This window comes from Paenibacillus sp. FSL R5-0810 (genome assembly GCF_038002285.1).
Lineage (GTDB): Bacteria > Bacillota > Bacilli > Paenibacillales > Paenibacillaceae > Paenibacillus_AQ > Paenibacillus_AQ lactis.
Genome location: NZ_JBBOCF010000001.1, coordinates 1,972,435 through 1,996,102 on the forward strand (window position 1 = coordinate 1,972,435; position 23,668 = coordinate 1,996,102).

Annotated in this window: 20 protein-coding genes and 2 riboswitches; all 20 genes read right to left on the reverse strand. The window is 47.9% G+C overall.

Translation table 11 applies throughout. The features are described 5' to 3' along the window. Window positions 1-2 precede the first annotated feature (2 nt). The 20 genes from MKX76_RS08910 to MKX76_RS09005 all read right to left on the reverse strand — a co-directional run bounded on the left by MKX76_RS08910 (window position 3) and on the right by MKX76_RS09005 (window position 23,666). Window positions 3-1,256, reverse strand: a complete 1,254-nt coding sequence (locus MKX76_RS08910; protein WP_007131287.1) for an MFS transporter — start codon at window positions 1,254-1,256, stop codon at window positions 3-5. 178 nt (window positions 1,257-1,434) lie between these two features. Further along, the gene (locus tag MKX76_RS08915; protein WP_210094961.1) at window positions 1,435-2,652 is read right to left on the reverse strand and encodes an MFS transporter; all 1,218 of its coding nucleotides are present in this window, start codon (window positions 2,650-2,652) and stop codon (window positions 1,435-1,437) included. Between the two features lie 137 nt (window positions 2,653-2,789). Then, window positions 2,790-3,374 (reverse strand): TetR/AcrR family transcriptional regulator, encoded by a 585-nt coding sequence (locus MKX76_RS08920; RefSeq protein ID WP_210094960.1) that lies wholly within the window; start codon window positions 3,372-3,374, stop codon window positions 2,790-2,792. Window positions 3,375-3,543: 169 nt separating this feature from the next. Beyond that, window positions 3,544-4,293 (reverse strand): glycerophosphodiester phosphodiesterase, encoded by a 750-nt coding sequence (locus tag MKX76_RS08925; RefSeq protein ID WP_341033490.1) that lies wholly within the window; start codon window positions 4,291-4,293, stop codon window positions 3,544-3,546. Between the two features lie 41 nt (window positions 4,294-4,334). Next, a complete protein-coding gene (locus MKX76_RS08930) occupies window positions 4,335-5,201 on the reverse strand; it encodes a carbohydrate ABC transporter permease (protein WP_210094958.1) in 867 nt (288 codons plus the stop codon). Between the two features lies 1 nt (window position 5,202). Then, window positions 5,203-6,099, reverse strand: a complete 897-nt coding sequence (locus MKX76_RS08935; RefSeq protein ID WP_341033492.1) for an ABC transporter permease — start codon at window positions 6,097-6,099, stop codon at window positions 5,203-5,205. An 80-nt stretch (window positions 6,100-6,179) separates the two neighbouring features. Beyond that, on the reverse strand, window positions 6,180-7,706 hold the full coding sequence (locus tag MKX76_RS08940; RefSeq protein ID WP_245256025.1) for an extracellular solute-binding protein: 1,527 nt from the start codon (window positions 7,704-7,706) through the stop codon (window positions 6,180-6,182). Between the two features lie 121 nt (window positions 7,707-7,827). Continuing rightward, the gene (locus tag MKX76_RS08945; protein ID WP_341033493.1) at window positions 7,828-9,666 is read right to left on the reverse strand and encodes a cache domain-containing sensor histidine kinase; all 1,839 of its coding nucleotides are present in this window, start codon (window positions 9,664-9,666) and stop codon (window positions 7,828-7,830) included. Beyond that, the gene (locus MKX76_RS08950; RefSeq protein WP_144878919.1) at window positions 9,663-10,679 is read right to left on the reverse strand and encodes a helix-turn-helix domain-containing protein; all 1,017 of its coding nucleotides are present in this window, start codon (window positions 10,677-10,679) and stop codon (window positions 9,663-9,665) included. Before MKX76_RS08950 ends, MKX76_RS08945 begins: the two co-directional genes overlap by 4 nt. 391 nt (window positions 10,680-11,070) lie before the next feature. Next, window positions 11,071-11,808 carry an ABC transporter permease gene (locus MKX76_RS08955; protein ID WP_251535018.1) on the reverse strand — a complete coding sequence of 246 codons (738 nt, stop codon included), beginning with the start codon at window positions 11,806-11,808 and terminating at the stop codon, window positions 11,071-11,073. Next, a complete protein-coding gene (locus MKX76_RS08960; protein ID WP_007131276.1) occupies window positions 11,805-12,539 on the reverse strand; it encodes an ABC transporter ATP-binding protein in 735 nt (244 codons plus the stop codon). Before MKX76_RS08960 ends, MKX76_RS08955 begins: the two co-directional genes overlap by 4 nt. Beyond that, a complete protein-coding gene (locus MKX76_RS08965) occupies window positions 12,533-12,973 on the reverse strand; it encodes a helix-turn-helix transcriptional regulator (RefSeq protein ID WP_040739603.1) in 441 nt (146 codons plus the stop codon). Before MKX76_RS08965 ends, MKX76_RS08960 begins: the two co-directional genes overlap by 7 nt. Before the next feature lie 201 nt (window positions 12,974-13,174). Beyond that, window positions 13,175-14,605 (reverse strand): MFS transporter, encoded by a 1,431-nt coding sequence (locus tag MKX76_RS08970; protein WP_341033494.1) that lies wholly within the window; start codon window positions 14,603-14,605, stop codon window positions 13,175-13,177. Window positions 14,606-14,807: 202 nt separating this feature from the next. After that, the gene (locus MKX76_RS08975) at window positions 14,808-15,395 is read right to left on the reverse strand and encodes a TetR/AcrR family transcriptional regulator (protein WP_251535022.1); all 588 of its coding nucleotides are present in this window, start codon (window positions 15,393-15,395) and stop codon (window positions 14,808-14,810) included. Window positions 15,396-15,701: 306 nt separating this feature from the next. After that, window positions 15,702-19,277, reverse strand: coding sequence for a collagen binding domain-containing protein (locus MKX76_RS08980; RefSeq protein WP_341033495.1), 3,576 nt, complete (start codon window positions 19,275-19,277; stop codon window positions 15,702-15,704). A 286-nt stretch (window positions 19,278-19,563) separates the two neighbouring features. Further along, window positions 19,564-20,364, reverse strand: coding sequence for a transglutaminase-like domain-containing protein (locus tag MKX76_RS08985; RefSeq protein WP_341033497.1), 801 nt, complete (start codon window positions 20,362-20,364; stop codon window positions 19,564-19,566). Between the two features lie 13 nt (window positions 20,365-20,377). Further along, a riboswitch (cyclic di-GMP riboswitch) is annotated at window positions 20,378-20,465 on the reverse strand. A 62-nt stretch (window positions 20,466-20,527) separates the two neighbouring features. After that, window positions 20,528-20,613, reverse strand: a riboswitch (cyclic di-GMP riboswitch). 150 nt (window positions 20,614-20,763) lie between these two features. Further along, entirely contained in the window at window positions 20,764-21,300 is a 537-nt protein-coding gene (locus MKX76_RS08990) for a DinB family protein (RefSeq protein WP_341035032.1), read from the reverse strand. A gap of 65 nt (window positions 21,301-21,365) precedes the next feature. After that, window positions 21,366-22,298, reverse strand: a complete 933-nt coding sequence (locus MKX76_RS08995) for a helix-turn-helix transcriptional regulator (protein WP_341033498.1) — start codon at window positions 22,296-22,298, stop codon at window positions 21,366-21,368. A gap of 121 nt (window positions 22,299-22,419) precedes the next feature. Next, window positions 22,420-22,656, reverse strand: coding sequence for a DUF896 domain-containing protein (locus MKX76_RS09000; RefSeq protein ID WP_341035033.1), 237 nt, complete (start codon window positions 22,654-22,656; stop codon window positions 22,420-22,422). A 125-nt stretch (window positions 22,657-22,781) separates the two neighbouring features. After that, a complete protein-coding gene (locus MKX76_RS09005; protein WP_341033500.1) occupies window positions 22,782-23,666 on the reverse strand; it encodes a fumarylacetoacetate hydrolase family protein in 885 nt (294 codons plus the stop codon). Between the last annotated feature and the right edge of the window lie 2 nt (window positions 23,667-23,668).

Genomic DNA, 23,668 nt, shown 5'->3' on the forward strand with positions numbered 1-23,668 from the left:
ACTTACTCAGGGGCGTTTGCGACCACAAGCGGCTTCCCCGCTTCGACCAATCGCTTGTTGCGGGCGAAGAATACAGTCAGCACGAGCATAAGCAATCCGGTACCGATCAACAGCCATTCGACTTTGACCACATCGGCAAGCGGTCCAAAGATCAACATCCCGATCGGCATCATGGAAGTCGAGATCATTCCAAAGACGCCAAAGATCCGTCCTAAATAGTTTTCATCCACCTTCTCCTGCAGCATGACGGTCGTCGGCGTATTGAAGACAGGCATGGCTACCCCGAATACAGCCATAATGGCTAGATACAACCAGAAGACTGGGACGATGCCAAGCGCGAATGTGGACAATGCCATCACGAGGCTGGCAATCGCCATCGTGTAGACTTTATTTTTGAAGCCGCCCCAAGACGCAATAATCCCCCCACCTGCCATCATGCCTACCGAAAACGCGATTTCGATCGCGGTCAAGCGCCATACATCGTCTCCGAAAGTTCGTGTGACTTGCAGCGGAGTCAAAAATGCCGCAGGTGCCATAAGCACGAAAAAGATGGCAAAAAAGATAAAGAATGATTTGAGAAAGGCATGTTGTCCAATATACACCAAGCCCTGTTTGAAGTCGTCGAGATAGCCTGTGTTTTGCGTGTCAGCTGCCTTTTTATGCAACGGGATTTTAAGGAAAAAGAACAAGATAAAGATCGCGATCGCCGCTGTAACGACATCGATGAAAAAAATCATTTCGATCGTAGCCATCGTTAGCAAAGCAGCGCTGACAATAGGCGCAACGAACATCATGAGCGCTTGCAAGCTTCCGTTAATGCCGTTCACCTTGGTTAGCTTATCCTGAGGTACGATTTGAGGCAATATCGCTCCGACAGCGGGTGTTTGAATACCTCCACCAAGTGCGCGTACCGCGGCGATAACAAACAGCAGCCATACGGCTTGGTAACCGAGCAAAAACGTGATGGCCAAGATGAGCGTTACCACCGCGATCATGGCATCCGCAATGATAATGAGCGATTTTCGATTGAACCGGTCCGCCCATACGCCTGCGAACGGCGATAGTAGAAACGTCGGTATAAAACCGCAAATAATGAACAGCGTCATCATAATGCCTGACTGTGTCGTCAGCGTAATATGCCACATAATGGCGTACTGCACCAAGGCAGAACCGAACAGCGAGAGCGTCTGGCTGCTTAAAAAGAGAATGATGTTTCTTTTCCAATGGATTTTCTGAGCATCTTCGGTTTCCGACATCGTCCCACCCTTTCATATGATTTCTCTCTCGGAAATTACACTTATTATAGCGTGTATCGAGAGGAGACATTTCTTCTTGATTGCTCAATATTGCCACCTGCGATCCATACCCATACATCCTACAGATTATTTCTAAGTTATTATCTTATAACCTCTTGTTAAAAACATGCATCGCTTTTTATTTGCGGTCTTGCCGCACCCTTCGTTCCGTCAAAAAGTATAGCATTGCCAAAGCCGGGAAAAAGACGCCAAGCCACATCGCCGCCTTCCACCCGCCCATAGCGTAGGCCCATCCCCCGGCAGCAGAGCCTATGGCCCCCCCGGCAAAAAAGATCGCCATATACAAGCCGTTCAGCCGGCTCCGCACCTCGGCTCCCAACGAGAAGATCGCGCGTTGTCCCAACACCATATTGGCAGACACGCCCATATCCAGCAGGATGGCGGCAAGCACCAGGATCACGATCGAGAGCAAAGAACCGCCAGGAAAGACAATCGGCAGAAGTCCGGATAGTAGCACCAGCGCGATGGATATTCCGGTTGCAGGCCGGATCAGGCCCTTATCCGCAAAGCGGCCGGCCAGAGGCGCTGCGACCGCGCCTGATACCCCTGCCAAAGCGAACAACGCAACGCCTGCAGAGGAAAAATGATATAGCGGACTTGTTAAGACAAGCGGAACCGTTGTCCAGAACAGGCTGAACATCCCGAACAAACAAGCGTGATACAGCGCCCTGCGACGAAGAATCGGCGTCGTTTTGAGCAGCCGCAGCATGGATGAGATGATTGCCGGATAGCGTTCGGTCGTTTGCGGCTTCCTTGCCGGCAGTGCTTTGATCAAAACCAGAGCGAGTAGGAAGAGTAAGGCGGAAGACATCATAAAGATCGCGTGCCAGCCGAAATAATTTTCCACCAAGCTCGATACCGGCCGGGCCAGCATGATTCCTAACAGCAGCCCGCTCATGACATTACCGACATTACGTCCTCTCGTCTCCTCCGGGGAGAGATGAGCTGCATAAGGGACCAGGATCTGAGCCGCGACGGACCCCACACCGATAAATAAAGAGGCGGTTAGAAACAGAGCGGCATTTCGGGCAGCGGCTGCAATGATTAAAACGATGGCCGTCAGCATCAGCAGCGCAACCACCAGTTTGCGGTTTTCAAGCAGATCTCCCAAAGGAACGATAAACAGCAAGCCGATCCCGTAGCCGATTTGGGTCAGCGTGACAATGACCCCTGCTGCTCCTGAAGATAATCCTATAGATGAGCTAATGGACTCAACTAATGGCTGCGTGTAGTAAAGATTTGCTGCAATCAAGCCGCATGCAACAGCAAGAATCAGCATAATCCAGGGCGATGGCGAATTCGCCAGCTTTCCTTTTGCGTATCCATTTTCATTCATGTGAAACACTCCTTATAAGATGATCGTGCAAGAATATTGGAACAACCATTCCAGTTTGAGAAGAAGTTCCCCTTCTATGCTTAAGCAAGAGGGAGACCCTTTCGGAATGATTGTTCCAGTATGGTGAAAAAAAAGCTCTACAGCGACTCGATCACGGCGTTCATCATGCCGCGGACCTTTTCGCTGTCGCTTTGGATCCTGGCCATCACGTTGATGCTATGGTTGAGATTAAGCAGCAGGAACGATAACATTTTTATATCTTTATGAGGAGAAATTTCGCCCGTTTCCTGGCCCTCTTTTAATTTCTCATAGAACAGCTGCTCCAGCTCCGTAAAGCTTTGGCGAATCGTATTCTGCAAGGGCTCATCCATGGCATCCAGACCCACGGAAGCGTTCGTAATCAAACATCCGTGCGGATAAGCTTCACCGTGCGTCGCAAATGCGTTCGTAATATGCAGCTCAAAATATTGGCGGATCCCGGTGATCGCAGAAGGAGCATGGATCATCAGATCGCGTTTTTTTTGCGACATTTTTTTGTATTGCTGGATGGCCTCGTAATAAAGCGTCTGTTTATCCTGAAACGTTTCGTACATGCTGGATCTGCTTATTCCCATGGATTGCAATAAATCCGGGATGCTTGCCCCCTCGTATCCTTTCTCCCAAAAAACGATCATCGCCTTGCGAAGCACCTGCTCACGGTCAAATTCTTTGGTCCGTCCCATTCATACCTCCTCCTTCTCAACACGAGTATAAACTAATCGGAACGAACATTCCAGTATTTTTTCAAACATCCGCTTTCCGCATACTTTGGCTCATTGAGTTTCTTTATCCTTAAATACTAAGAAGCCGTGGAGATCACGGCTTCTTGTTCATGTACGTTCTTGGCTTCCGTCATTTCTTTGGTGTGGAAAGATTATCTGGCTCCATCGTTTTCCACAAGATCGTGTCGGTTGTTATATATGTGGCTCCCGCTTCTTCAAACTGCCGAGATATCTCTCTTTCGTTAACGGTCCAGATCGAGACGTCAATTCCAGCCCTGATGCAGTTGCGTACGTCATCGGGCGTCGTTGTCCGGTAGTCGTAATCTAGAAAAGCTGGCTGCAATCGGCCAATAAGCTGCAGGTCTTCAGCAGCAGGTGGTTTGGCTGACAAAAAGCCAAGCGGCACCGTTTCATCAATCGCCCGCACCTTGAACAGATCATCGGCATTGAAACATATGAAACTGCTTTGATCCGCCATGCCCGCGGTGCGCACAAGCTCTACCAGCACCTCCAGATCACCGTCTTGATGATATTCCTCGATCTCGATGAAAGCGTGCATGCCAAAGAATAAACAGACAGACATCACTTCCTCAAGCGTTGGAATGTACAAGCCATTGTAGTCGTCAATTCCGTTGCCTGCAACGATATCCAATTTGCGAATTTCCTCAAATGAGAAGTCCTTTGTCCTCCCCGTCCCGTTCGTCATTCGGTCGACGGTCCGATCATGATGGACAACCCAGCGACCATCCGTCGTGCAGTAAGTATCGCATTCAATCCCCCAGAAGCCCGATTTGCCCGCCAATTCAAATGCTGCAATGGTGTTCTCAGGTGCGAACATGCTTAATCCGCGATGGGCTACATATTTCGGTTTACTAATCATGTTATTACTCACCTCGTATCGATATTAATTTAATCTGCTACTTATCCTTTAACCGATCCAAGCATTACTCCTTTATTGAAGTGCTTTTGCAAGATCGGAAAGATCACCAGCAGCGGCAAGGCTGTTAAAATAATCGCCGCCATTTTGGCTGCAGGCGTGTACTTATACATGACGTTGGACGCATTGGATATTGTAGGATCGTCCTCAACCAGCATCTGTCTTAGGAATACTTGAAGCGGCATTAAGTCAGCATCGTTTAAATAAAGAATCGCAGTAAAATACGTATTCCAATTGGTTACCAAATAAAACAACGTAAACGTAGCGATCACGGGTTTGGAGAGCGGGACGATAATCGACAAAAACAAACGCCATTCCCCGCTTCCGTCGATTTTGGCCGATTCTTCAAGCTCGGAAGGCATGGACTGGAAGAAGCTTCGCATCACAATAACATTGAACGGCGCTATTGCGGTGCTTAACCAAATCGCCCAGAAGCTGTCTAAAAGATGGAGAGACCGCACGACCAGATAGGTTGGGATCATTCCGCCCGAGAATAACAATGTGAAGAACACCATAAAATTCAAGGAACTGCGAAATCTAAGCCACCGCTTGGACAATCCGTATGCCATGAGGGAGGTCAGCACAATATTCAGCGCCGTTCCAACCGCGCTAAGAATAACCGCATTTCGAAATGCGGAGGTAAACCCGGGATGTCCCAATAAATACATGTATCCTTCCAGGGTGAACTGCTTCGGGATCACGAAGAACCCGCGCGTTAAATACTCAATTTCTGTTGAGAAGGAAACGGAGAGCACGTAAAACAAGGGAAAGATCGCCATGGCTGCCGCAAGGATAAGTATGAAATACACAAGAATCGTAAATAACCGGTCAAGGCCTTTTTCATGCCGCATCTTAAAAAACTCCCTCCTGCCCCATTCGTTTGGCCAGCCGGTTAACGAACCATACCATCACCAATCCGACAACGGATTTAAATAAACCGACAGCCGTTGAGTAACTGTAATCACCTTGGATCAGGCCCGTTTTGTAAATAAACGTCTCAAATACCTCGGAAACGTCTTGATTCATCGGATTCTGGAGCAAGAAAATATGCTCGAAGCCGAGATCCATGATATGGCCGAACCGTAATATAAACATGATGACAATTACGTTTCGCAAGCCGGGAAGCGTAATATGCCAGACCTGGCGCCAGCGGTTCGCGCCATCCATCGTGGACGCCTCATACAAGGTGGGGTCAATGGTAGACAAAGCAGCGAGAAAAATGATCGCTCCCCAGCCCGCGCCTTGCCAAATATTCTGCAGCAGCCACACCCACCGAAAGTATTGGGGATCCGTCATCAGTTCCAGCGGGCCAAGCCCCCAATTGTCCAGAATCTGATTGATCCCTCCGGAGCCGGTTGCGAATAGCAGAATGGTAATGCCGACGATGACGACCCAGGAAATAAAATTAGGTGCATACAGAATGGTTTGAACCGCCGTCTTGAAGCGCTTCGCTCTAACTTCATTAAGGAGCAAGGCGACTAGAATGGGAGCAGGAAAAAAGAACACAACGTCAAGCAGATTTAGCAGCAGCGTATTTTTGAGCAGCACGAGGAAATCGCCTTCAGCAAATAATCTGCGAAAATAATGAAGTCCTACCCACTCGCTTCCCGTTATCCCTTTGAAGGGGCTATAATCTATAAATGCAATGGAGATCCCGATCATCGGGATATACTTGAAAATGATAAAAAAGAGAAAACCCGGCAAGATCATGAAATAGATCGGAAATGCTCTCTTCCAGTACGCATTCATTACTGCACTCCTCCATTTAAGCCTGTCTGGAAAATAACACTCCCGAAAGGTTGCTGCCGCTCGGGAGCTTCAGACGAACGTTATTTATTCGCCGTAAACGCGGCATTCACTTCCTCTATGATCTTATCCCCGCCGTTACTCTTCCACTCCGTAATCGCATGATCGATACTTTCAATCGGCTTCTTCCCTGCGATGATTTCGATCACGGTTTTGTGGAAGCTTTCATTCAATGCCGACCCCTTCTCCAGATAGGTTCTTGACGAGAAGATGTAGGCGTCCGACGCGTTCTTATATGGATATTTGCCAGCATTAGCAATGGACTGCTCCATTTCCTTTGCCCAAGTAGGATCGCTCCATTTATACGTGTTAAACGTATTGTTGTTGTTCCGTAGCACCCAGTTCCATAAGAGGCTTTGGCGCCCCTCGCCTTCAGCCTTCAACTCGCCGGTCATCTCATAGGCTCCGCTGCTGTTTTTCTTGTAATGAATATTTTCAATTCCATTCTTTAGGATGTCTTCGCCTTCTGGAGATACCCACCAATCAAACAGCTGCAAAATGCGATCCCGCTTCTGGTCATCCACGTCCTTGCTTAACACGACCTTTATCGTTCCACTCGTCGGCGTTGAGTTGCCCCTTGACCCGTTATTTCCCATCGGCGGGCTGAGTTCCACAAAATCGGCACCAGGGGAAATGGTCTGCAGCTGTTGGTTCGTTTGCTGGCTGAACTGATAATGCATGTCGGCAAAACCTACTTTACCTTGCGCATATTTCTCATTGAAATTTGTGTTGGTAATGAAGTCTTTGTCAAGGACTCCTTCCTTATATGCACGACTCATAAAGGTCAGGAATGCTTTCCATTCATCCGACTGTACTTGCATTGGAATCAACTGGCCGCCCTCTTCCTTCCAGCCATTCGCCAATCCGAAGGCTGCGAACAACTCCGGAATGCCAAAGAGACTCGAATTGCCGAGCGCTGAAAACCCAAAGGTATCATTCTTTCCGTTGCCGTCCGGATCTTGAGTGGTGAACGCCTTGGCAATTTCATAAAATTTATCGATCGTAAATTCTTCCGCGGTCGGTATAGGGATGTCCAGTTTAGCAAGCCAGTCCTCCCTTACATAAATGGTATTTTGAGCTGTGGCGTATATCGGAATGCCGAAAATCTGATCTTTCGGGTTCAGCAATGCCCATTCCTCAGGTTTAGCGATGTTTTGCAAGCTTGAATACTCGGCTAAATGGGGCTTTAAATCCAGGAATACTCCCTGTTCTACCCATTTTAAATAGAGGCTTGGACTATCCATCCTTATGACGTCCGGCAGCTTGCCGGATGCAGCGATCACGTTCAGCTTCTCGGCAAAATTTGCATTCGGTACCCACTGAATTTGCAAATCCACATTAAATTTTTCATTAATGTGCTTGATAATCGGATGGTTGTTGTCCGGCCAGCCCCCTCCCTTCCAAGAGGCGATCATCATATCAATTTTGATTTTCTTCTTCTCCTTGTCCCCGTTATCTCCGGAAGCCGTGCCGGCATCCTGTTGTCCCGTCGATGTACATCCTACGATCGACAATAATACGACGCTCACAATCATGATCATGGAAAGCATTCTTTTCACTTCGGGTGACCTCCATTACACAATTTTTGATTTGCCCTTATGCCATTTAATATATCTTGTTGCCGGGGGTCATTTTTTCACAAATGGATGATCTTTTTATCCGATTTTCTGATCATGAATTTATCTTATTTGGGAATCGAAGCGACACTTTGCTTCCTCTTCCCGGTAATGAATGCACACTAACGCCGTATGGCGGGCCATATCTTAATGCCATTCTGGAATGGACATTGATGAGTCCAACCGATTCCTCGTGGGAGGCAGGCTCCGGCTGTTGCTCCACAAGTTTCATTCGATGACGAATCCGGGCAAGGTCCTCTTCAGGAAACCCATTCCCGTTATCCGATATATCAATGATGAGGTCACCGTCGCTCTCATATGCCGTAACCGTGATTTGGGCATTTCCGTTTTTGGGTTCTACGGCATACTTTACGCTGTTCTCTACGATCGGCTGCAGGGATAGCTTGATCACGCGGCAATCCAAACAAGATTCATGCACCGATATGCGGCTTTGAAAATGCTCAAAACGAATATGTATGATTTCTAAATAATGCTGCAGATTTTTCAGCTCATCCCTTAGCAGCACTTCAGCCCCGGGCATTTTTGATGAATACCGGTATACGGCTGCGAGACTGGTCACCATTTTCTCAATCGTCGGAACCTTTTCTATAAAAGCAATGCTTTTGATAATTTCCAGTGTATTGTAGAGTAAATGAGGGTTGATTTGATTCTGTAATGCCTGAATATGCGCATCTCTTTGCCTGAGCTGAAGCTGCATCTCGTTGATCTCCAGACGATGAACCGTGTGTATGAGTTCATTCAGCCTGGTCGTCATTTGATTAAAGCTTCCGTTAAGCTGCTGAATCTCGTCCTTCCCGGCAATCACCTCCGCGTAGACGCTTGTGTCCCCCTGCTCCACTTGTTTCATCAGATTTCGCAGGCGAAGAATGGGACGTACTACTTGGTCGACCATCCTTGGGATAAAGAGCAGGGATATAACAATAATGCCGCTCATGACAAACAACGTTGCTTTTCGCGCGAAGTCCAGACCGCTCGCCATCTCGTGCATAGGGACGGAAGCAACCAGATTCCAGCCTGTCAGCTCCGACCGGTTGCCGGACATCAGAATTTTCTCCCCATTTCGTTTGATAACAGCCCCCTGCCCTCCAAGCGGGAGAGCTCTAATTGCGGTGTCTTCAACACGACGACCAGCTAAGTTGACGTCCGGATGATAAACGATCTCCCCTGAGGAATCGACAATAAAGAAGAATCCGGTTCTCCCGAGTCGCGTCTGTCCAAGAATATCCTCGATTTCGGTCATGGATAAGGCGATATTCAAATTGCCGACGAGCTTAAGTGAATTTGGATCAAAGACGGGAACGATCAGAGTAATATAGGGGTATGCCGCCATGAGGGTATTTTGCGGACGATAATGGGAGGGAACGATGGTTAATGTGTCGGCCAACGTATCGTTAATCCAAGGTGAGGATCTAATCATGGGATGACTTAAAGAATGGTCTTTCGAATAAATCAGCCGGTTGTCGTGTGAACGGAGCACAAGCCCCAGGACGTTGGAGTAGTTAATTGCAATATACTTCGACATGATCCCTTCAACCAGTGCCTCCTGCTCCCGACTGAACAATTGACCACGAATAAGCCATTTCTGCAGCAGCCCGCTTTCCGGATTGTCGCCGAGCATGGAATTCGAGGGCAATGGACCGGCAATGGATGCATATGTCGATTGGGCCATTTGCGTGAAATACCGGTCAAGCTGATGGTTCATTCTCGCCGTAGAATCCTGGGCAATCATGTAGAAATCATTTTTAGCTGATTCGGTATAGTAATACGATGTGAACACCGCCATCAGCGAAACGGAAATCATGCTAACGGAGAATACCAGCCCGAGGATTTTCGTTTTGAATGAGAATCGATAATGCCAGTTCCGCCATTTCATGAACCCATCCTCCTTCTGTATTCGAGGGGCGACACGCCGGTATGTGCTTTGAACACTCGCGTAAAATACGGACCGGAAGCGTATCCGACGATGTCCGCAATTTCGGATACAGCGTAGGAGCTTGTCCTCAGCAGCTTTTTGGCTTCATCAACACGCAATCGGTTCACATAGCTGACGAACGAACTGCCCGTATGTTCTTTAAACAACATACTGAAATGGGAAATGCTGAAATTCGTTAGGTTCGCCATTTCCGCGAGCGATAGGTTCGTTTTAAAATTGGTCTCAATGTAGCGACATGATTGGGCGATGGCCTCAGGCATGCTTGATTTCACCATTCGGGGATACTCGAGATACCATTTTTCCAGCATCGCCATGTAGTATTTCAAGATGGAGGTCTCATCCTGGTGCTTGGATTTCGGGATATCCCTAAACTCAATGCCAAAATCATTAAGCAGGGTCTTCAATTTGTTGTCCAATATATTCAGCAGCCCGACCCGGGCATTGTTGTTCAGACCATGTAACCTTAAGATCGACTGAATCAATTGGTTTTGCTTCTGCATGATGGTATCGAGCGCCAAACCCTGACTGTTTTCCAATAAACACTGGAACCTGACGATATAGTTGTTCAGATCCTTTAGCGACTCCAGCTTATCCTTGGATCGCTTTAATGCTTCAGTCAGTATTTCATATTCCAGCGGCTTCAGTAAATATTCGGATACACCATAGCTCATGGCTTTTTGTGCATATTGAAAATTGTCATAGCCGCTGATAATGACGGATACCATGGGAATTCGCTGCTCGGCGATTCGTTTAATCAAAGATAACCCATCCAGCTCAGGCATCATGATATCCGTGATCAAGAGCATGGGCCACACTTCTTGTATCATGTTCCATGCTTCATTTCCATTGCTGCATTCTCCAACAACCTGGAATTCCATCCCGGCAGCTTTCACCATCTGGACGATTCCTTTCAATACCCATGGTTCATTCTCGGCGATCAGAACGGTGTACATTTAGCGACATACCTCCATCGATTTGCTTTTATTCAAGATGTTCCGTTTATTGAAAGAGCATTTCGTTAATGAATAGGGTTTTCCTGCTTTTTTTACGCACAGCACTTCCCCTTTACCGATTTCCCGTCAATCATATAAAATCATTGTTAATTTTGATCAAAGATTTTTAGAATTCCAAATTTGGTAAAGGCATAAATGATGTTAAACACAAATATGCCCCATCCGTATTGGATGGAGCGCAGACTATACATTGATTGATGTATAGGATTATCAAAAATTCAGGCCGCCAGTTCGGCGACCTTTCTTACAGAAATGTGTTTGACCTCCAACAGGCCGTATGGACATCTTGTTACACGATACGCAATTATATCATCGATTTTCGTTCAATAGTCTAATCGCTATCACTGCTCATTTGCTTCCTGAATACAAAGATCGCTACAATCAGCACGGCAGCGGCATACCCGATCACCCACCAAAGATGAGGTAAAATCGATGTGTAATCTCCCGAAATGGCTGCCCTTCCCGCGTCAACCGCATGGGCAAAAGGAAGCATGTAGGCTATCCCCTTAAACCAACCGCCCACCAGATGAAGATCAAACCATGTCCCGCTCAGCCATGCGCTGAGATTCGTCAATAAAGCTCCGCACACGCCCCCGACGAGTTTATCGTTAAACAGGCTTCCTGTCAGCAGCCCAATGCCGATAAATAAAATGGCTACCGGAATCAGCACAACGATGGACAGCAGAACATTAAAATGGATCGCCAGTCCCAAGAAGGCTGCCGCGATAAAGGTTATCGTTATTTGAAGAACCGCCATCGGAATTAAAGGTAACGTGTATCCCAGGATATAGTCCGGAGCCGTTAATGGAGCCGTAAATAATCGCATTAAAAATGAAGTGCTTCTGTCCTTAGCAATGAGCATCCCTGAAAAAAGCGAGATGAACGATAATCCGAATACGGCGACTCCCGGAACCAGCTGATCGATAGCAAACAATTCAACTTGAATATTCGATTGCAGCGCCGTTAAGAGCAGCAAAATGACCAGTGGAAAACCAATACCGAAAGCCATATTCAACGGATCCCGAATCATTTCCTTCCGGTTTCGTGCGGAAAATGCTGCCGTCTTCATCCAGTTGCCTCCTCTAGTGTTGCCAAAGATACGAATGCATCCTCTAGCGATCCCGTGCTGGTCTTTGCCGTCAATTCAGCCGTCGTACCGACAGCCCTCAGTTTACCTTTCGACATGACTCCGATGCGATCCGAGAGCGCTTCCGCCTCCTCCATGTAATGTGTTGTTAAAATGATGGTAATATTGCCTTTTAGTTTTTCAATGGCTGACCACAACTGCCTTCTAGCGATAACATCCAAGCCCAAGGTAGGCTCATCGAGAAACAGGATTTGGGGATCAGAAATCAGCGCCATTGCAATGCTAAGCCGTCTTTGCATACCACCTGATAACGTTTTTGCTTTGTTTGGGGACACCTCTGCGAGACTGAAGGTATCGAGCATTTCCTGTACTTTCAAGGCTGTTTCTTTCCGGTCGAATCCATAGATTTTTGCAGTAAACTCGAGGTTTTCCTTGACGGACAAGTTGCGAGCGACTGCCGTTTCCTGCGGCGAAATGTTAATCTTCTCCTTCACCGCAAAGGGATTGGAGATAATGCTGTCTCCCAATAGAATCGCATCGCCGCTGGTAGGTTTGCTCAGACAAGTCAGCATCTTGATGGTCGTTGTTTTTCCTGCGCCGTTCACGCCAAGCAGCGTGAACAACTCGCCCTGCTTTATCGAGAGATTGAGCGAATCGACGGCCGTTTTGGTTTTGTATCTTTTGGATAAATTCTTCGTTTCAATAGCTAACACTCATCTTCCTCCTCGTCGTTCTGCGATTGAAGGATCTCCTCGGCAAACTGCAGCAAGCCTTCGCTCTTCAAAATGGCGATTCCCTGCGCTTCATCCCCCAGAACCACAAGCCTGTCCCCAGGACGGATATCGAATATGTCTCTTGCCTTTTTGGGTATCACGATCTGTCCCCGGTCTCCAACCTTTACCATCCCGAACATGTGCTTTCCCTTCGGCCGAATCCCTATTTTGACATGCTTATCGGAATTTTTGACCAAGTCATCCAATACAACATCGTAAAGTTCGGCTAGAGCTAAGCAGTTTTGAATATCCGGCACGGTCTCTCCATTTTCCCATTTAGCTACGGCCTGCCTGGACACGCCGATCTTTTCAGCCACTTCTTCTTGAGTCAATCGGTGCAGCTTGCGCATGGTTTTTAAATTCATACTAATCATATTTTTCACATCCCTTGTCTTCATTATATCGATCTGAATGGAATGCACCACCAATGCTCATTAACATGAAATGTTGTTCTCGGTTGCCTTTTACGGTGATGTTCAAAGGGTGCTTTATGCCATAGCGGTATTGTTCGGCCGTAAAAAAGAAGCCGCGTTATCCGCGGCCCCTCTTCCTTATTCTCAATATTACTGCGTTTTTTAATGGGAAATGGTCACTTCCGTATCTGCATTCTTCGATGCCTTAGGCTGTTTAAGCACCAAGAAAGCTACTACGATGCCAAGCACCGTAGTGACAGCCGCAATTTGAAACGCAGTCCGGATCGCTTGGTTAAGCTCCGTCGCCATCATGGTTTCGAGACTTTCGTTCGTACCCATACCAGCCGAAATCATGGCCATGATCACGGCCAAGCCTACTGCACCTCCAATTTGCTGGCCGGTCGAAATGAGCGCGGAAGCAACGCCCTGTACTTTAGGATCCACTCCCGTGCTTCCGGCGATAAACATCGTTGTAAACACAAGCGCTTGGCCGAGGCCGATAATAACCGTGCCTGGTATGATCCCCCACGCCGTCCCTGTTTCCGACAGTCTTGTCAGAAGTAAAAAACCGATCGTTCCCAGACCCATGCCGGCAGCGATTGTACCTGCTACGCCGATCCTAGTGAGTATTTTGTTAATGAACCGGGCACCAAGTAAAGCGCTAAGCGTAAGCGGCAGGAAGCTAAGGCCGGATTGAATGGCCGAATAGTGCAAGACACCCTGCGTATACAGCGTCAGAAAGTAGTACAGTGACCCGAACGAGGCCGACAACAGAAATGCAGTGAGTGCTGCTCCGGTCAAATTGCGATTACGGAACAATCCGAAGGAAATCAATGGCTCTTTCGTACGCCGCTCAATGATTATGAAAGCGAGAAACAGCACCGCTCCAAGCAGCACATAAGGAAGTGTCGATGCACTGAACCAGCCTTCCACCGGTGACTGTATTAGATAATATACGACGAGCATTAACCCAGCAGTAACGGAGATCGTTCCGGCAGCATCATAGTGCCTGGTTGCCGTGGATACCTTGCTCTCGGCAAGTACAATGGGTGCAAGAATAATGACGATAAGCGCGATTGGCACGTTAACGAAGAAGGTTGCTTCCCATCCGATATAGCTGGTGAGCACACCGCCAAGGAGTAATCCAAGCGACAAGCCGACACCGCCCATGGAAGCCCATATGCCCATTGCACGGTTACGTTCCGCTCCTTCGTTAAAGTTAGACACAATCAATGACAACGTTGCGGGAGAGAGCAGAGCTCCTCCAAGACCCTGCACCCCTCTTGCGACGATGAGCATCAGCTGCGATTCAGATAATCCTCCAAGCAGCGAACCTAGGCCAAAGAGTGCCATGGCGATTATAAACATGCGCCGTCTGCCAAGAAGATCCGATAAGCGCCCGCCAAGCAGCAAGAAACCGCCGTAAGCGAGTGAAAATGCACTGACGACCCATTGCAGATGGTTTGCCGAAAACCCGAGTTCGTTGCCGAGAGACGGCATCGCTACAAAAATTATGGTGTAATCGAGTGCCATAACGAGCTGGGAGATGGCTAGAATGAAAAGTGCCAAGCCTTTGAATTTACTTGAACTCATATACAATTTCCCCTTCCATTTTATAGACTAAACGATCTAATATAAACATAATTACGAACCAATCGATCTAATATGCGCAATATTATAGACCAATCGATCTAATATATGCGCGATTGTAGACTTGAATAATCCAAAATGATCGCCATTACGGACTGATCATTCTATTATTCGCATGAATAAATGAAGCGCGAAAAAGGACGCTTCATTTATGATCAAGTACAGATAGAGTAACTGCAGCAACTTGTTCGATGACGAGAGGGTCGTCCGTTAATTTTGCTACTTGCGTCAGTGCATAACGCGAATGATATAAATATCGTGCCAGCGAGCGAAGATCCTGATTCAATCCTAACTCTCCCTGCTCTTGGCCACGGGCTAATGCCTCGTATAGCGCTTGCTCCAAACGAATCTTATCTTGCTCGAAAATCTGTGCAATCTCGGGATCATGAGGTACCTGATCAATTGCGCTATGCAGAATTAGGCACTCCTTGCGGCGCTGCTCATCCTTCAATGTATCGACGATAATCGCAAAGATTTCGGCAATCGTATCCTTGACAGAGCCTGGTTGAGCCAAATGGGCGATGACGGCAGACGATTTCTCGTCCAGGTAATACTTAACCGCTTTGATAAAGAGATCTCGCTTCGTTCCGTAGGTGTCATACAAGCTTTGTCTCGCTATACCCAATCCTTCGAGCAAAAGCTGCAGTGACGTGCCCTCATAACCGTAATGACCGAATACTTCCATAGCCTTATGTAGGACCAATGTCGTGTCAAATTCTTTGTTCCTTGCCAATTTTCGTCTGCCTCCTTCACTCCCATAATACTATCGTTATCGGATTATTCAGTCAAGAATGAAGGTTCAAGAAAACGACTTTCCAGACCGAATTAAAAAAATACCATTGCTTCAACTATATTGTCTTATTAGCACCTCCTTTTGATGGCTTCATCATATCAATTATAGATCGTTCAGTCAATAATAAATCATAAAATTTTCTTCTCGAACTTTGCCGTTCAGTGCTTAAGCATATGACGGGATGCTGCAAGAAATAAAGCTCTCCCTGCCCAGGTTACTGGACAAGAAGAGCCGAAGTACAACGTGCTATTGTTTCATGTTCATCCGTTTGCGACCTAACCATACACCGAAAGCGATCAGCCCGAGACCCGCCAAATAGAACGGATAAGGACTCGATTCACCCGTTTTTGGAAGCATAGGAACCGTTGGCTGCGGTGTCGAAGCGTTCTCAGAAGGAGTTGGTGCTTCCGGCTTTTGAGGCTCAGGCTCGACGCCTCCTCGGGGAATATCCTCTTCGTCAATATCGACGGTAGGCGTTTCCGGCTCTGTCGGAGGTGTCTCCGGCGTTTGAGGCGTTGTTGGTTCACCTCTTGGAATGTCCTCGTCCGGCACCTCTACCTCACCGGTCGGATTGCCCGGATTACCTGGGTCTGTCGGATTGCCAGGATTCGTTGGGGTCCCCGGGTTACCTGGATCTGTCGGATTGCCTGGATCCGTTGGGTTCCCCGGATTTCCTGGGTCCGTCGGATTGCCCGGATCGGTTGGGCTCCCCGGGTAGCCTGGATCGGTCGGATTGCCAGGATCCGTTGGGTTCTCCGGATCTGTTGGATCTGTTGGATCCGTAGGCTCGCCAGGTATAACCGGCTCTTCCTTGCGGTTTGTAACGATCATTTTCTTAACGTTGTCTTGATTCTTGATGCTGGAATCAATCGTTACGTCCCACTTCGCCTGCTCGATCTTATATCCTTCTGGAGCGGCCAGCTCCTCCAAAACATAGTCGTCGTACAGCAGCTTTGTAAACAGGATCTTGCCTTCATCATCCGTGGTTTTAACGATCGGCGTCCGTTTGCCTGCCTTATCATAGAGCGCAAACTTGGCTCCCGCCAGCGGCTTCGTCTGATCGTCCTGATCCACCTTCGTTACTTCCAGGCTGCCCGTAACGCCGCCTCCCGAACCTGAACCGGAGGACGTACGGACAATAACCTCTTCCGTCGTTTCCCGGATCTCCGTCTTCAGCTGATCTCCTTCAAGAGCCACCTTATTCTGTACTGCTTCTTTATCTTCAGCAATAATGAACGACTGATATTCCAAAATATAGGCCGTAGAGATGTCATTTGTGAATTTCAACTCGAATGTCTCTTTATCACCATCAAGCCTATGGATGGTTAAGGTATAATCCTTCCCTTTAGTCAGTTCTTGGGCTTTTTCCGCTTTTCCGTTTGCATTGATCTTGGTCGCATACAAGCGGAAGGAATCCTCGATCAAGATCTGGTTCGGACTTGGATTATCGATAATTTTTGCGTTGGAAATATGCGACTGACCTTCGTTGATGCGAATTTCCCAGTCGATTTTGTTTCCGTTCTGGGAGCCGCTCTTCTTCACATATTCGCCGCCGTGAGGTATCGTTACGCTGGCGTTCCATGTTGCCTTTTTCGCGCTTCCATCGGACAGCTCTGCAGTATTATCGATTTTGTTGACAATCAATGTACCTTCCAGCGATGTTTTGAATTCAATCCAGTATGCGGATGAGATCGGGCCGACCAAGCGAATGGACAGCTTGTTGCCGTTAGCTTCTGATGGTTCTGTCACTTCATATTGAGAAGCGGGAACTAGCGAGCCCTTCTGAACGCCATTCCGTCCTCCAGTCAGCTTCATTTCATATACCTTGACCGAATCCGGAACAAGCTTCTGATCATGCTTCAGTACATCGGTGATGATCGCTTCCTGAAGCGAATCAAGATTATAATTCATCTTGACGTTCCACGTAATTTCTTTGCTGATCGGATTGTAGCTGCCGTCTTTACCGCCGTTATTTTTGGTATAACCATCAGCGGAGAAGCTTGCATCCCGCACAATCGGACCTTTCACCTTGCCTTCCTCGACCCATGTCATCGAGGCTCTGTTTAAAAAGTCCCATTTGCGATCCTTCAGCCAGTTGATGTTAAACTTCGTTTCATATTCGATCGTATAGGTGGTGTCAATCTTGGAGAACTCGATGATAAAGCCTTCACGTAAATCATTGCCCTTCACCGTGTACTCGCTCGCTGGAACGACTCTCCCGTCCGCTTTCACGATTACCGAATCCGGAACGAATTCAAGTCCGCCTTGCGGGAACGTATCCGTGATAACTACATTCTCCATGACGTATTTGGTGCCGTCCGGCTTTTTATCGCCATTGACCGTAATTTTCCACTTCGCGGTTTTGGTTGCAAAATTGACGTTCGAGGATCCTTTCACCAGAGCACGGCTTCCATAGCCCGGTGCCGTTACTTCTTTGGACGCTTCACCTGATACGACTTTGTTCTTGACTTCCTGCCCTTCTGAGCTCAATCGATCGACAGGCTCCGTCTGGTACACGATCGTATAAGGCGAATCGATATCCTTCTTGAATTGTAGCTCGAATCCGTGCTTACTTTTCGCAACAGCGGTGTATTCATCCGGTGATACCAAAGCACTGGCATCCTTCGAATCCTCGTTATACACCTTCAGCGAATCGGCAATCCAGGAATGGTTCTCGCTAACTTGGTCCGTAATGATGGCTTGAGCGCTCGGAATCTCCTTCTCGTTGAAATTGAATTTCACCGTCCAAGTGATGATTCCGGTGTCCTTGTCCTGGCTATATGTCTTATCCAAGAAACTGCCGCGATCTACCGTTACGGTAGTCGTTGATTGGGCATTTTCCATCCCGTCGCCAGACAGTACAGCGGTGTTCTCAAAACGGGACTGTTCGCCGACAAGCTTCGTCGAAAAGCGAATTTCGTAGGCTTTGCTGATCGTCTCATCCAAGAATGCAAGCTCCAGTTTGCCGCCACTGCCTGTTTGGACGTTGTACTTGCCAGCATCCAGCTGATCGCCAAGAACGGCTGAGCCGTCACCGTTAACCTGCAGGTTGTATACCTCTACGGAATCCGCGATGAGCTCCAAGCCTTCAGGCATTTCATCGGTGATGACTGCGTGCTTGATTTTATTTAGCGATTTGTTGATCTGAACCGACCAATCGATCCGGTCTTTGCCAATCGCTTTCCCTTGCTTCTCGATCAGCTTTCCGCCTTGCGGCTTCAGGTTCACAATGACGGTCTGAACCCCGCCCTTTATCGGAATAGCAATAATGATTTCGGTGCTACCTTTAAGAACTTCCTTCTTGAATTCTGTACGAATTTCCAGCTTACCGCTGATGTTGGAATGGCTCTCCACGTAATCATTGAAGGTCATCACAACTTTGCCGCTTCGGTCCACCGTAAAACGGCCAACTTCACCTTGACCGGAAACGAGCGGTGAGTCAATATCCGTGAAGATTTCAAACTGCTGCGGCAGCTCGAAGGTAAATATGTCTCCATTTTTATAGTTGTGACCGTTCGGCAGCTCCCATTCATAGCTTAGATTAACGGCTGCACCGATATCCAGGCTGCTGTCCGGGTTATAAACGGCATCTATGACGGTGCCGTCCATGTCGGTTAACACAACTTTGGTTAAAATGCTATCATTATTGATTTCTGATTCGGATGGGCCATAAACATCATCCGTCACTCCATACACTGAATCCTGCACGCTTACCGGTTCTGGAACATTGCTCGATGCATTGACCGTCCAGTCCGATCCTCCAAACAACGTTTGGAGCATAAGCAGCAGAGCCAATACGATTCCACTTACTTTTTTCTTCATGATCTCTCCCTCAGCCTCTCCATTACCCTCAATATATTTGGTTCCGATGTTGCTTTCGCGTGCGCAAATCGAGCCAACCATCTCTCGGATGATATGCCGACAAGAGATTTGTTCGTCCATCACCTCCGCTTACTTTTATTTGGCGCACGATACATTGGTGCCTGTATTTTCCTTCAGAACCAATTGAGCTTCTAGCATTGTAACGCCCGATTCTGAATATTTTCTGAATAAAAACCCAAATAAGCCTTGGACAATGGTCCAAAGCTTAAGGTTTTTGCTATAAAATTTAATAATACTTGGCTGCGAAATAACGCGATGCCTCTTTAATCATTTTGAATCCGGCACCCTTGCTTTTCCATCCCGCATCCACGGTCGTGTCAATCGTTACCCACCGGCCGTTTAAATAAACTTCATTCCAAGCGTGGTAAACATCGACGTAATCTGTTGTCCCCATCACAAGCTTGGTCGGAATGTCCATGCTCCGCAGCATGGATGCGAACAAGGAGGCGTAATCATAACACATGCCTTTTTTCCCTGACAGCGTGCGGTCAATATTGGGAAGATAGTCCGTCAGCTCACTGGAGGCGAGTGCTTTGTCGTACCGGATCGTATCGACGATATATTCGTGGATCAGCTTTACTTTTTCCTCGTCGGTGTCTGCAAACCGGGTTAGCTTCTTTGCAAGCTGAGCCGCCTTGTCGCTTGAACGCCAATCGATATTTTGTACCGAGTTCAAGAACACCCTGCTGCTATTGGTTAGTTGAAGCTTAACTTCCGCTTCTTGAACGATCTTATACTTGGTACCGTTGACCTGCTCCAGTACTGTTATGGTATAACGACCATTTCCCATCTGCAGCGGAAAGGTCTCCTGCTGCTTGTCCGGTAAAAGCGTATATGTATACTTGTTTTGCCCTTTCGCAATCATAAGCTTGGTCTTCGTGTCCGCTTTCACGTCATAGCGAACGACGATGACTCCTTGGTCGAGCTGCTCCAAATCCAGCCAATCTCCAGCTTGCGAAGCTTGTGCAGCCGGAGCTAGCATGAATAACGCAATAAACCCTACAATAGCCAACACCATGTTGCGCATACTGTAAACTCCCTTCGGTAGCCAGGCTGCCATTGACTGCTCATCAAGAAGGCCCTGTGGCTTTGCGTCCTTATCTTTCGACAAGTTTGCCGTTATCGTAATAGAGTTTTCAAAGAATTAATTGAATAAAAATCTCATATAAAAAACAAAAAAAGCATCTTCGTTCGGTAGCTGGCTGCCATTGATTGGGATCAAGAAGGCCCTGTAGCTTTGCGTCCTTGCCTTTCGACAAGTTTGCCGTTTATCGTGAGTAGCTTTATGTGAGTTCATCATACCAAATATCTCTAATTCTATCAAGCAAATTTTGAGATTGATAGACGACGAACGACAACAAAAAACGTCTCCATAGAGACGTTTTTGTATCAATCCCGCTTGATCATCAATCCGTTAGGGAAATCCTTAAAGGGACAGCTCCTTTTTTAACCGATCGAGCTGCAGCAGGTGGTGCCTGTAATGCATCTCCACCAGCAGAAACCACTCTTTGGCGTTTAAGGCTCCGAAGCCGGGATGAGGAATCGTACGGCTGCTGTTTGCTTGATGCAAATCCGCTTCCGTACGCTTCATCCGTTCCACTACTCCCTGAAGACCCTCAACTAACTGCTCTTTGCTCGCGGGCTGCTGCGGCGTGTACTGCGGTGAAGCTGGAATTCGAATCCTTACGGGCGGAAAACTTCCGAGTTCGAATACCGCCCTGCCTCTCTCCGTTTTTTCCCCAGAGGATTCGATGGCTGTTTCGTTTCCGGCCAAACATTGATCAACATTATGCAGGTGCAGATATTGAGCCGATTGAATCAAATGCATATACATTTGCCCAATGGACCAGTCCTCTTCGTCCGGTTTGATATGCAATTGCTCCAGCTCCAGGTGCTCCAGCTCATTCAAATAAATTGCTACTGTTGATTCAAACGCCTGCAAGGCTTCCACTGTATTTCTCATCATGAATATCTCCTCTTCCATCTGGTATACACCCAATATAAAAAAACGCTCCTGACAACAGCGTGTCAGTAGCGTTTTAACATTTTTTCAGCTTCTTCACGAATCCGGTCACGGAAAGAATCAGGTTCCAGCACCTCCACGTCCCCTCCCCAGCTGAGAATATGGGGCAGCAGCTCTTCCGGCTGTCTGACCCGAAAGTGGACCAGAAGACTGTGTTCCCTTTGCTCAGCAGCCTCCATATAGAAGCTCGCGGTCTCGGCGATTTTATCGGCCATTTCCGGATTTACCTGAATCAGCACTTGTACGTTACGGTCGTCAGACGGACGATATTGACTCAGCTTAAATCCTTGGGGAAGGATAAACCTTTCTTCAAGCACCGTAACATCCCTCATCCGCGATAATCGGAAATGACGAATCTCCTGACGCAGATCGCATCGTGCGATCATGATCCATTTCCCTTGAACGAGCACAAGTCCATATGGAGCAACGATCCGCTCATTTAGTCGTTTTCCATCCGAATCCGGAAATTTGTTAAGGTACATCATCCTTAATTTCCGCCGCTCCAATATGGCACGACGAACCTGCCCGAGATCGTCCTCTCCCCGCTCGCCGGGATGAAGAAATCGCATCGTTTCCCGGACATCCGCCGAAGCCTCACGAATGGGTTCAGGAAGTATCGCTTCAATCTTGTGTCGAGCCGACTTCGCAGCCGCTTTATAGTCACCATCCAGCCGCTGTTCTATCATATCCGTACCCATGAGCAATGCCACCGCCTCTTCCGCAGTAAAACCAACCGGCGGCAAAAAGTACCCTTCCATTAGGGAATACCCATGCCCTGGAGACCCAAGTATCGGAACCCCGGCTTCACTGAGCGCTTGCATGTCTCGATATATTGTCCGCACGCTTGTCTCGAAGTGGGCAGCCAAGTCTTCCGCCCGCAGCACCTTGCTCCGCTGCAATTCAAGCATAATCGCGAACTGGCGCTCGGTTTTGTTCATCGTTTCTTCCCTCCGCTATTACATAAAAACCCGAAAAACAGACAAATTGTCTGTCTTCCGGGATCATAAATGGACCACGTCAATCATCCATATTACGGACCATCGCTTTACGCAGTGAGCCTTAGTTCAGCTTTGACCGATTCTGTTGCTGAGTTATTTTCAATTTCTCAGGGGTAACATCGTCACCATTCGGGTCCACAACTTTCAGGGTAGACATCGTAGAGAGAACCTGGCCCCGGATGTCTTTCAAGTATTCCTGACGAAGCTTTTGTTGTTCGGTATATTCTTCTTGTGTCAATCCTTCGGACTTCTGCTTGCGGCTCAGTTCATTGATTCTATGCAATGAAGGAATGGTCATCGTCATCGTTCACCCTTCCATATAATTAAGATGTATTTGTTAGTTTACTTTAAAAGGATTGAACTTTCAATAGAATCAGTCCCCCTGCCTTTGTGCAGACCCCAAAGTGGATTGCAACTGTAATGCTACCGCTCCAGCACCATCCGGTTTGTTAGTGTGCCTAGCTTTTCAATCTCGACGGTTACCATGTCCCCGTCCTTCAGGTAGGATCGTTGTTCGGCAGGACGGCCAAGCATGACCCCTTCTGGTGTTCCTGTCAAAATAAGATCTCCCGGATCCAATGTCATGAACCTCGAAACATAACTGACGATTTCATCACACGAAAAAATCATGTCCGACGTATTGGATTGCTGTCGAACCTCGCCGTTCACTTCGCAGCGGATAGCCAGTCGATTGGGATCGCCCACCTCATCGGCGGTTACCAAATACGGGCCGAGCGGCAGAAATTTGTCGCACGACTTGCCAAGCAGCCACTGAGAGGTTCGCATCTGCAAATCCCGTGCCGAAAGATCATTGGCATTGCAGTAGCCAAAAACATATTCAAGCGCGCTGCTCTTATCCACGCGTTTGGCCGTCGATCCGATAACGATCGCAAGCTCAGCTTCATAATCGACTTGATCGCTTTCGCGGGGGAGCGGGACTGCCTCCCCGTGTCCGGCCAGCGTATTGGTGAATTTATTGAACAAAATCGGATAATCGGGTATATCGGAATTGGTCTCCCGGGCGTGCCGAAGGTAATTCAATCCTACACAGATGATTTTTCCCGGATGGTTCACGCACGGAGCTAACGTAAGCGTTGCCTCATCAAGAAGCTCCGTTTCCGCATCGAGTGATCTCTCCACCAAGTCTTGAAGCGCTGTCCTTGCAGCCGCTCCGCCTTTGAGGAGCTGCTCGATCGTGCTGGGCACATCGGGTTGATGCAGCGATGCCTCGGCGACATCCAGTACCCCTCCGTCCAATTTGACTCCAAGTCTGTATTCTCCTTCTCGAACAAACGTCAGCAATTTCATCG

What these genes read in the sequence shown, in the direction of transcription:
- MKX76_RS08910 (WP_007131287.1), bottom strand. Translation starts at nt 1,256, where the DNA reads ATGTCGGAAACCGAAGATGCTCAGAAAATCCATTGGAAAAGAAACATC.
- MKX76_RS08915 (WP_210094961.1), bottom strand. Translation starts at nt 2,652, where the DNA reads ATGAATGAAAATGGATACGCAAAAGGAAAGCTGGCGAATTCGCCATCG.
- MKX76_RS08920 (WP_210094960.1), bottom strand. Translation starts at nt 3,374, where the DNA reads ATGGGACGGACCAAAGAATTTGACCGTGAGCAGGTGCTTCGCAAGGCG.
- MKX76_RS08925 (WP_341033490.1), bottom strand. Translation starts at nt 4,293, where the DNA reads ATGATTAGTAAACCGAAATATGTAGCCCATCGCGGATTAAGCATGTTC.
- MKX76_RS08930 (WP_210094958.1), bottom strand. Translation starts at nt 5,201, where the DNA reads ATGCGGCATGAAAAAGGCCTTGACCGGTTATTTACGATTCTTGTGTAT.
- MKX76_RS08935 (WP_341033492.1), bottom strand. Translation starts at nt 6,099, where the DNA reads ATGAATGCGTACTGGAAGAGAGCATTTCCGATCTATTTCATGATCTTG.
- MKX76_RS08940 (WP_245256025.1), bottom strand. Translation starts at nt 7,706, where the DNA reads ATGCTTTCCATGATCATGATTGTGAGCGTCGTATTATTGTCGATCGTA.
- MKX76_RS08945 (WP_341033493.1), bottom strand. Translation starts at nt 9,666, where the DNA reads ATGAAATGGCGGAACTGGCATTATCGATTCTCATTCAAAACGAAAATC.
- MKX76_RS08950 (WP_144878919.1), bottom strand. Translation starts at nt 10,679, where the DNA reads ATGTACACCGTTCTGATCGCCGAGAATGAACCATGGGTATTGAAAGGA.
- MKX76_RS08955 (WP_251535018.1), bottom strand. Translation starts at nt 11,808, where the DNA reads ATGAAGACGGCAGCATTTTCCGCACGAAACCGGAAGGAAATGATTCGG.
- MKX76_RS08965 (WP_040739603.1), bottom strand. Translation starts at nt 12,973, where the DNA reads ATGATTAGTATGAATTTAAAAACCATGCGCAAGCTGCACCGATTGACT.
- MKX76_RS08970 (WP_341033494.1), bottom strand. Translation starts at nt 14,605, where the DNA reads ATGAGTTCAAGTAAATTCAAAGGCTTGGCACTTTTCATTCTAGCCATC.
- MKX76_RS08980 (WP_341033495.1), bottom strand. Translation starts at nt 19,277, where the DNA reads ATGAAGAAAAAAGTAAGTGGAATCGTATTGGCTCTGCTGCTTATGCTC.
- MKX76_RS08985 (WP_341033497.1), bottom strand. Translation starts at nt 20,364, where the DNA reads ATGCGCAACATGGTGTTGGCTATTGTAGGGTTTATTGCGTTATTCATG.
- MKX76_RS08990 (WP_341035032.1), bottom strand. Translation starts at nt 21,300, where the DNA reads ATGAGAAATACAGTGGAAGCCTTGCAGGCGTTTGAATCAACAGTAGCA.
- MKX76_RS08995 (WP_341033498.1), bottom strand. Translation starts at nt 22,298, where the DNA reads ATGAACAAAACCGAGCGCCAGTTCGCGATTATGCTTGAATTGCAGCGG.
- MKX76_RS09000 (WP_341035033.1), bottom strand. Translation starts at nt 22,656, where the DNA reads ATGACCATTCCTTCATTGCATAGAATCAATGAACTGAGCCGCAAGCAG.
- MKX76_RS09005 (WP_341033500.1), bottom strand. Translation starts at nt 23,666, where the DNA reads ATGAAATTGCTGACGTTTGTTCGAGAAGGAGAATACAGACTTGGAGTC.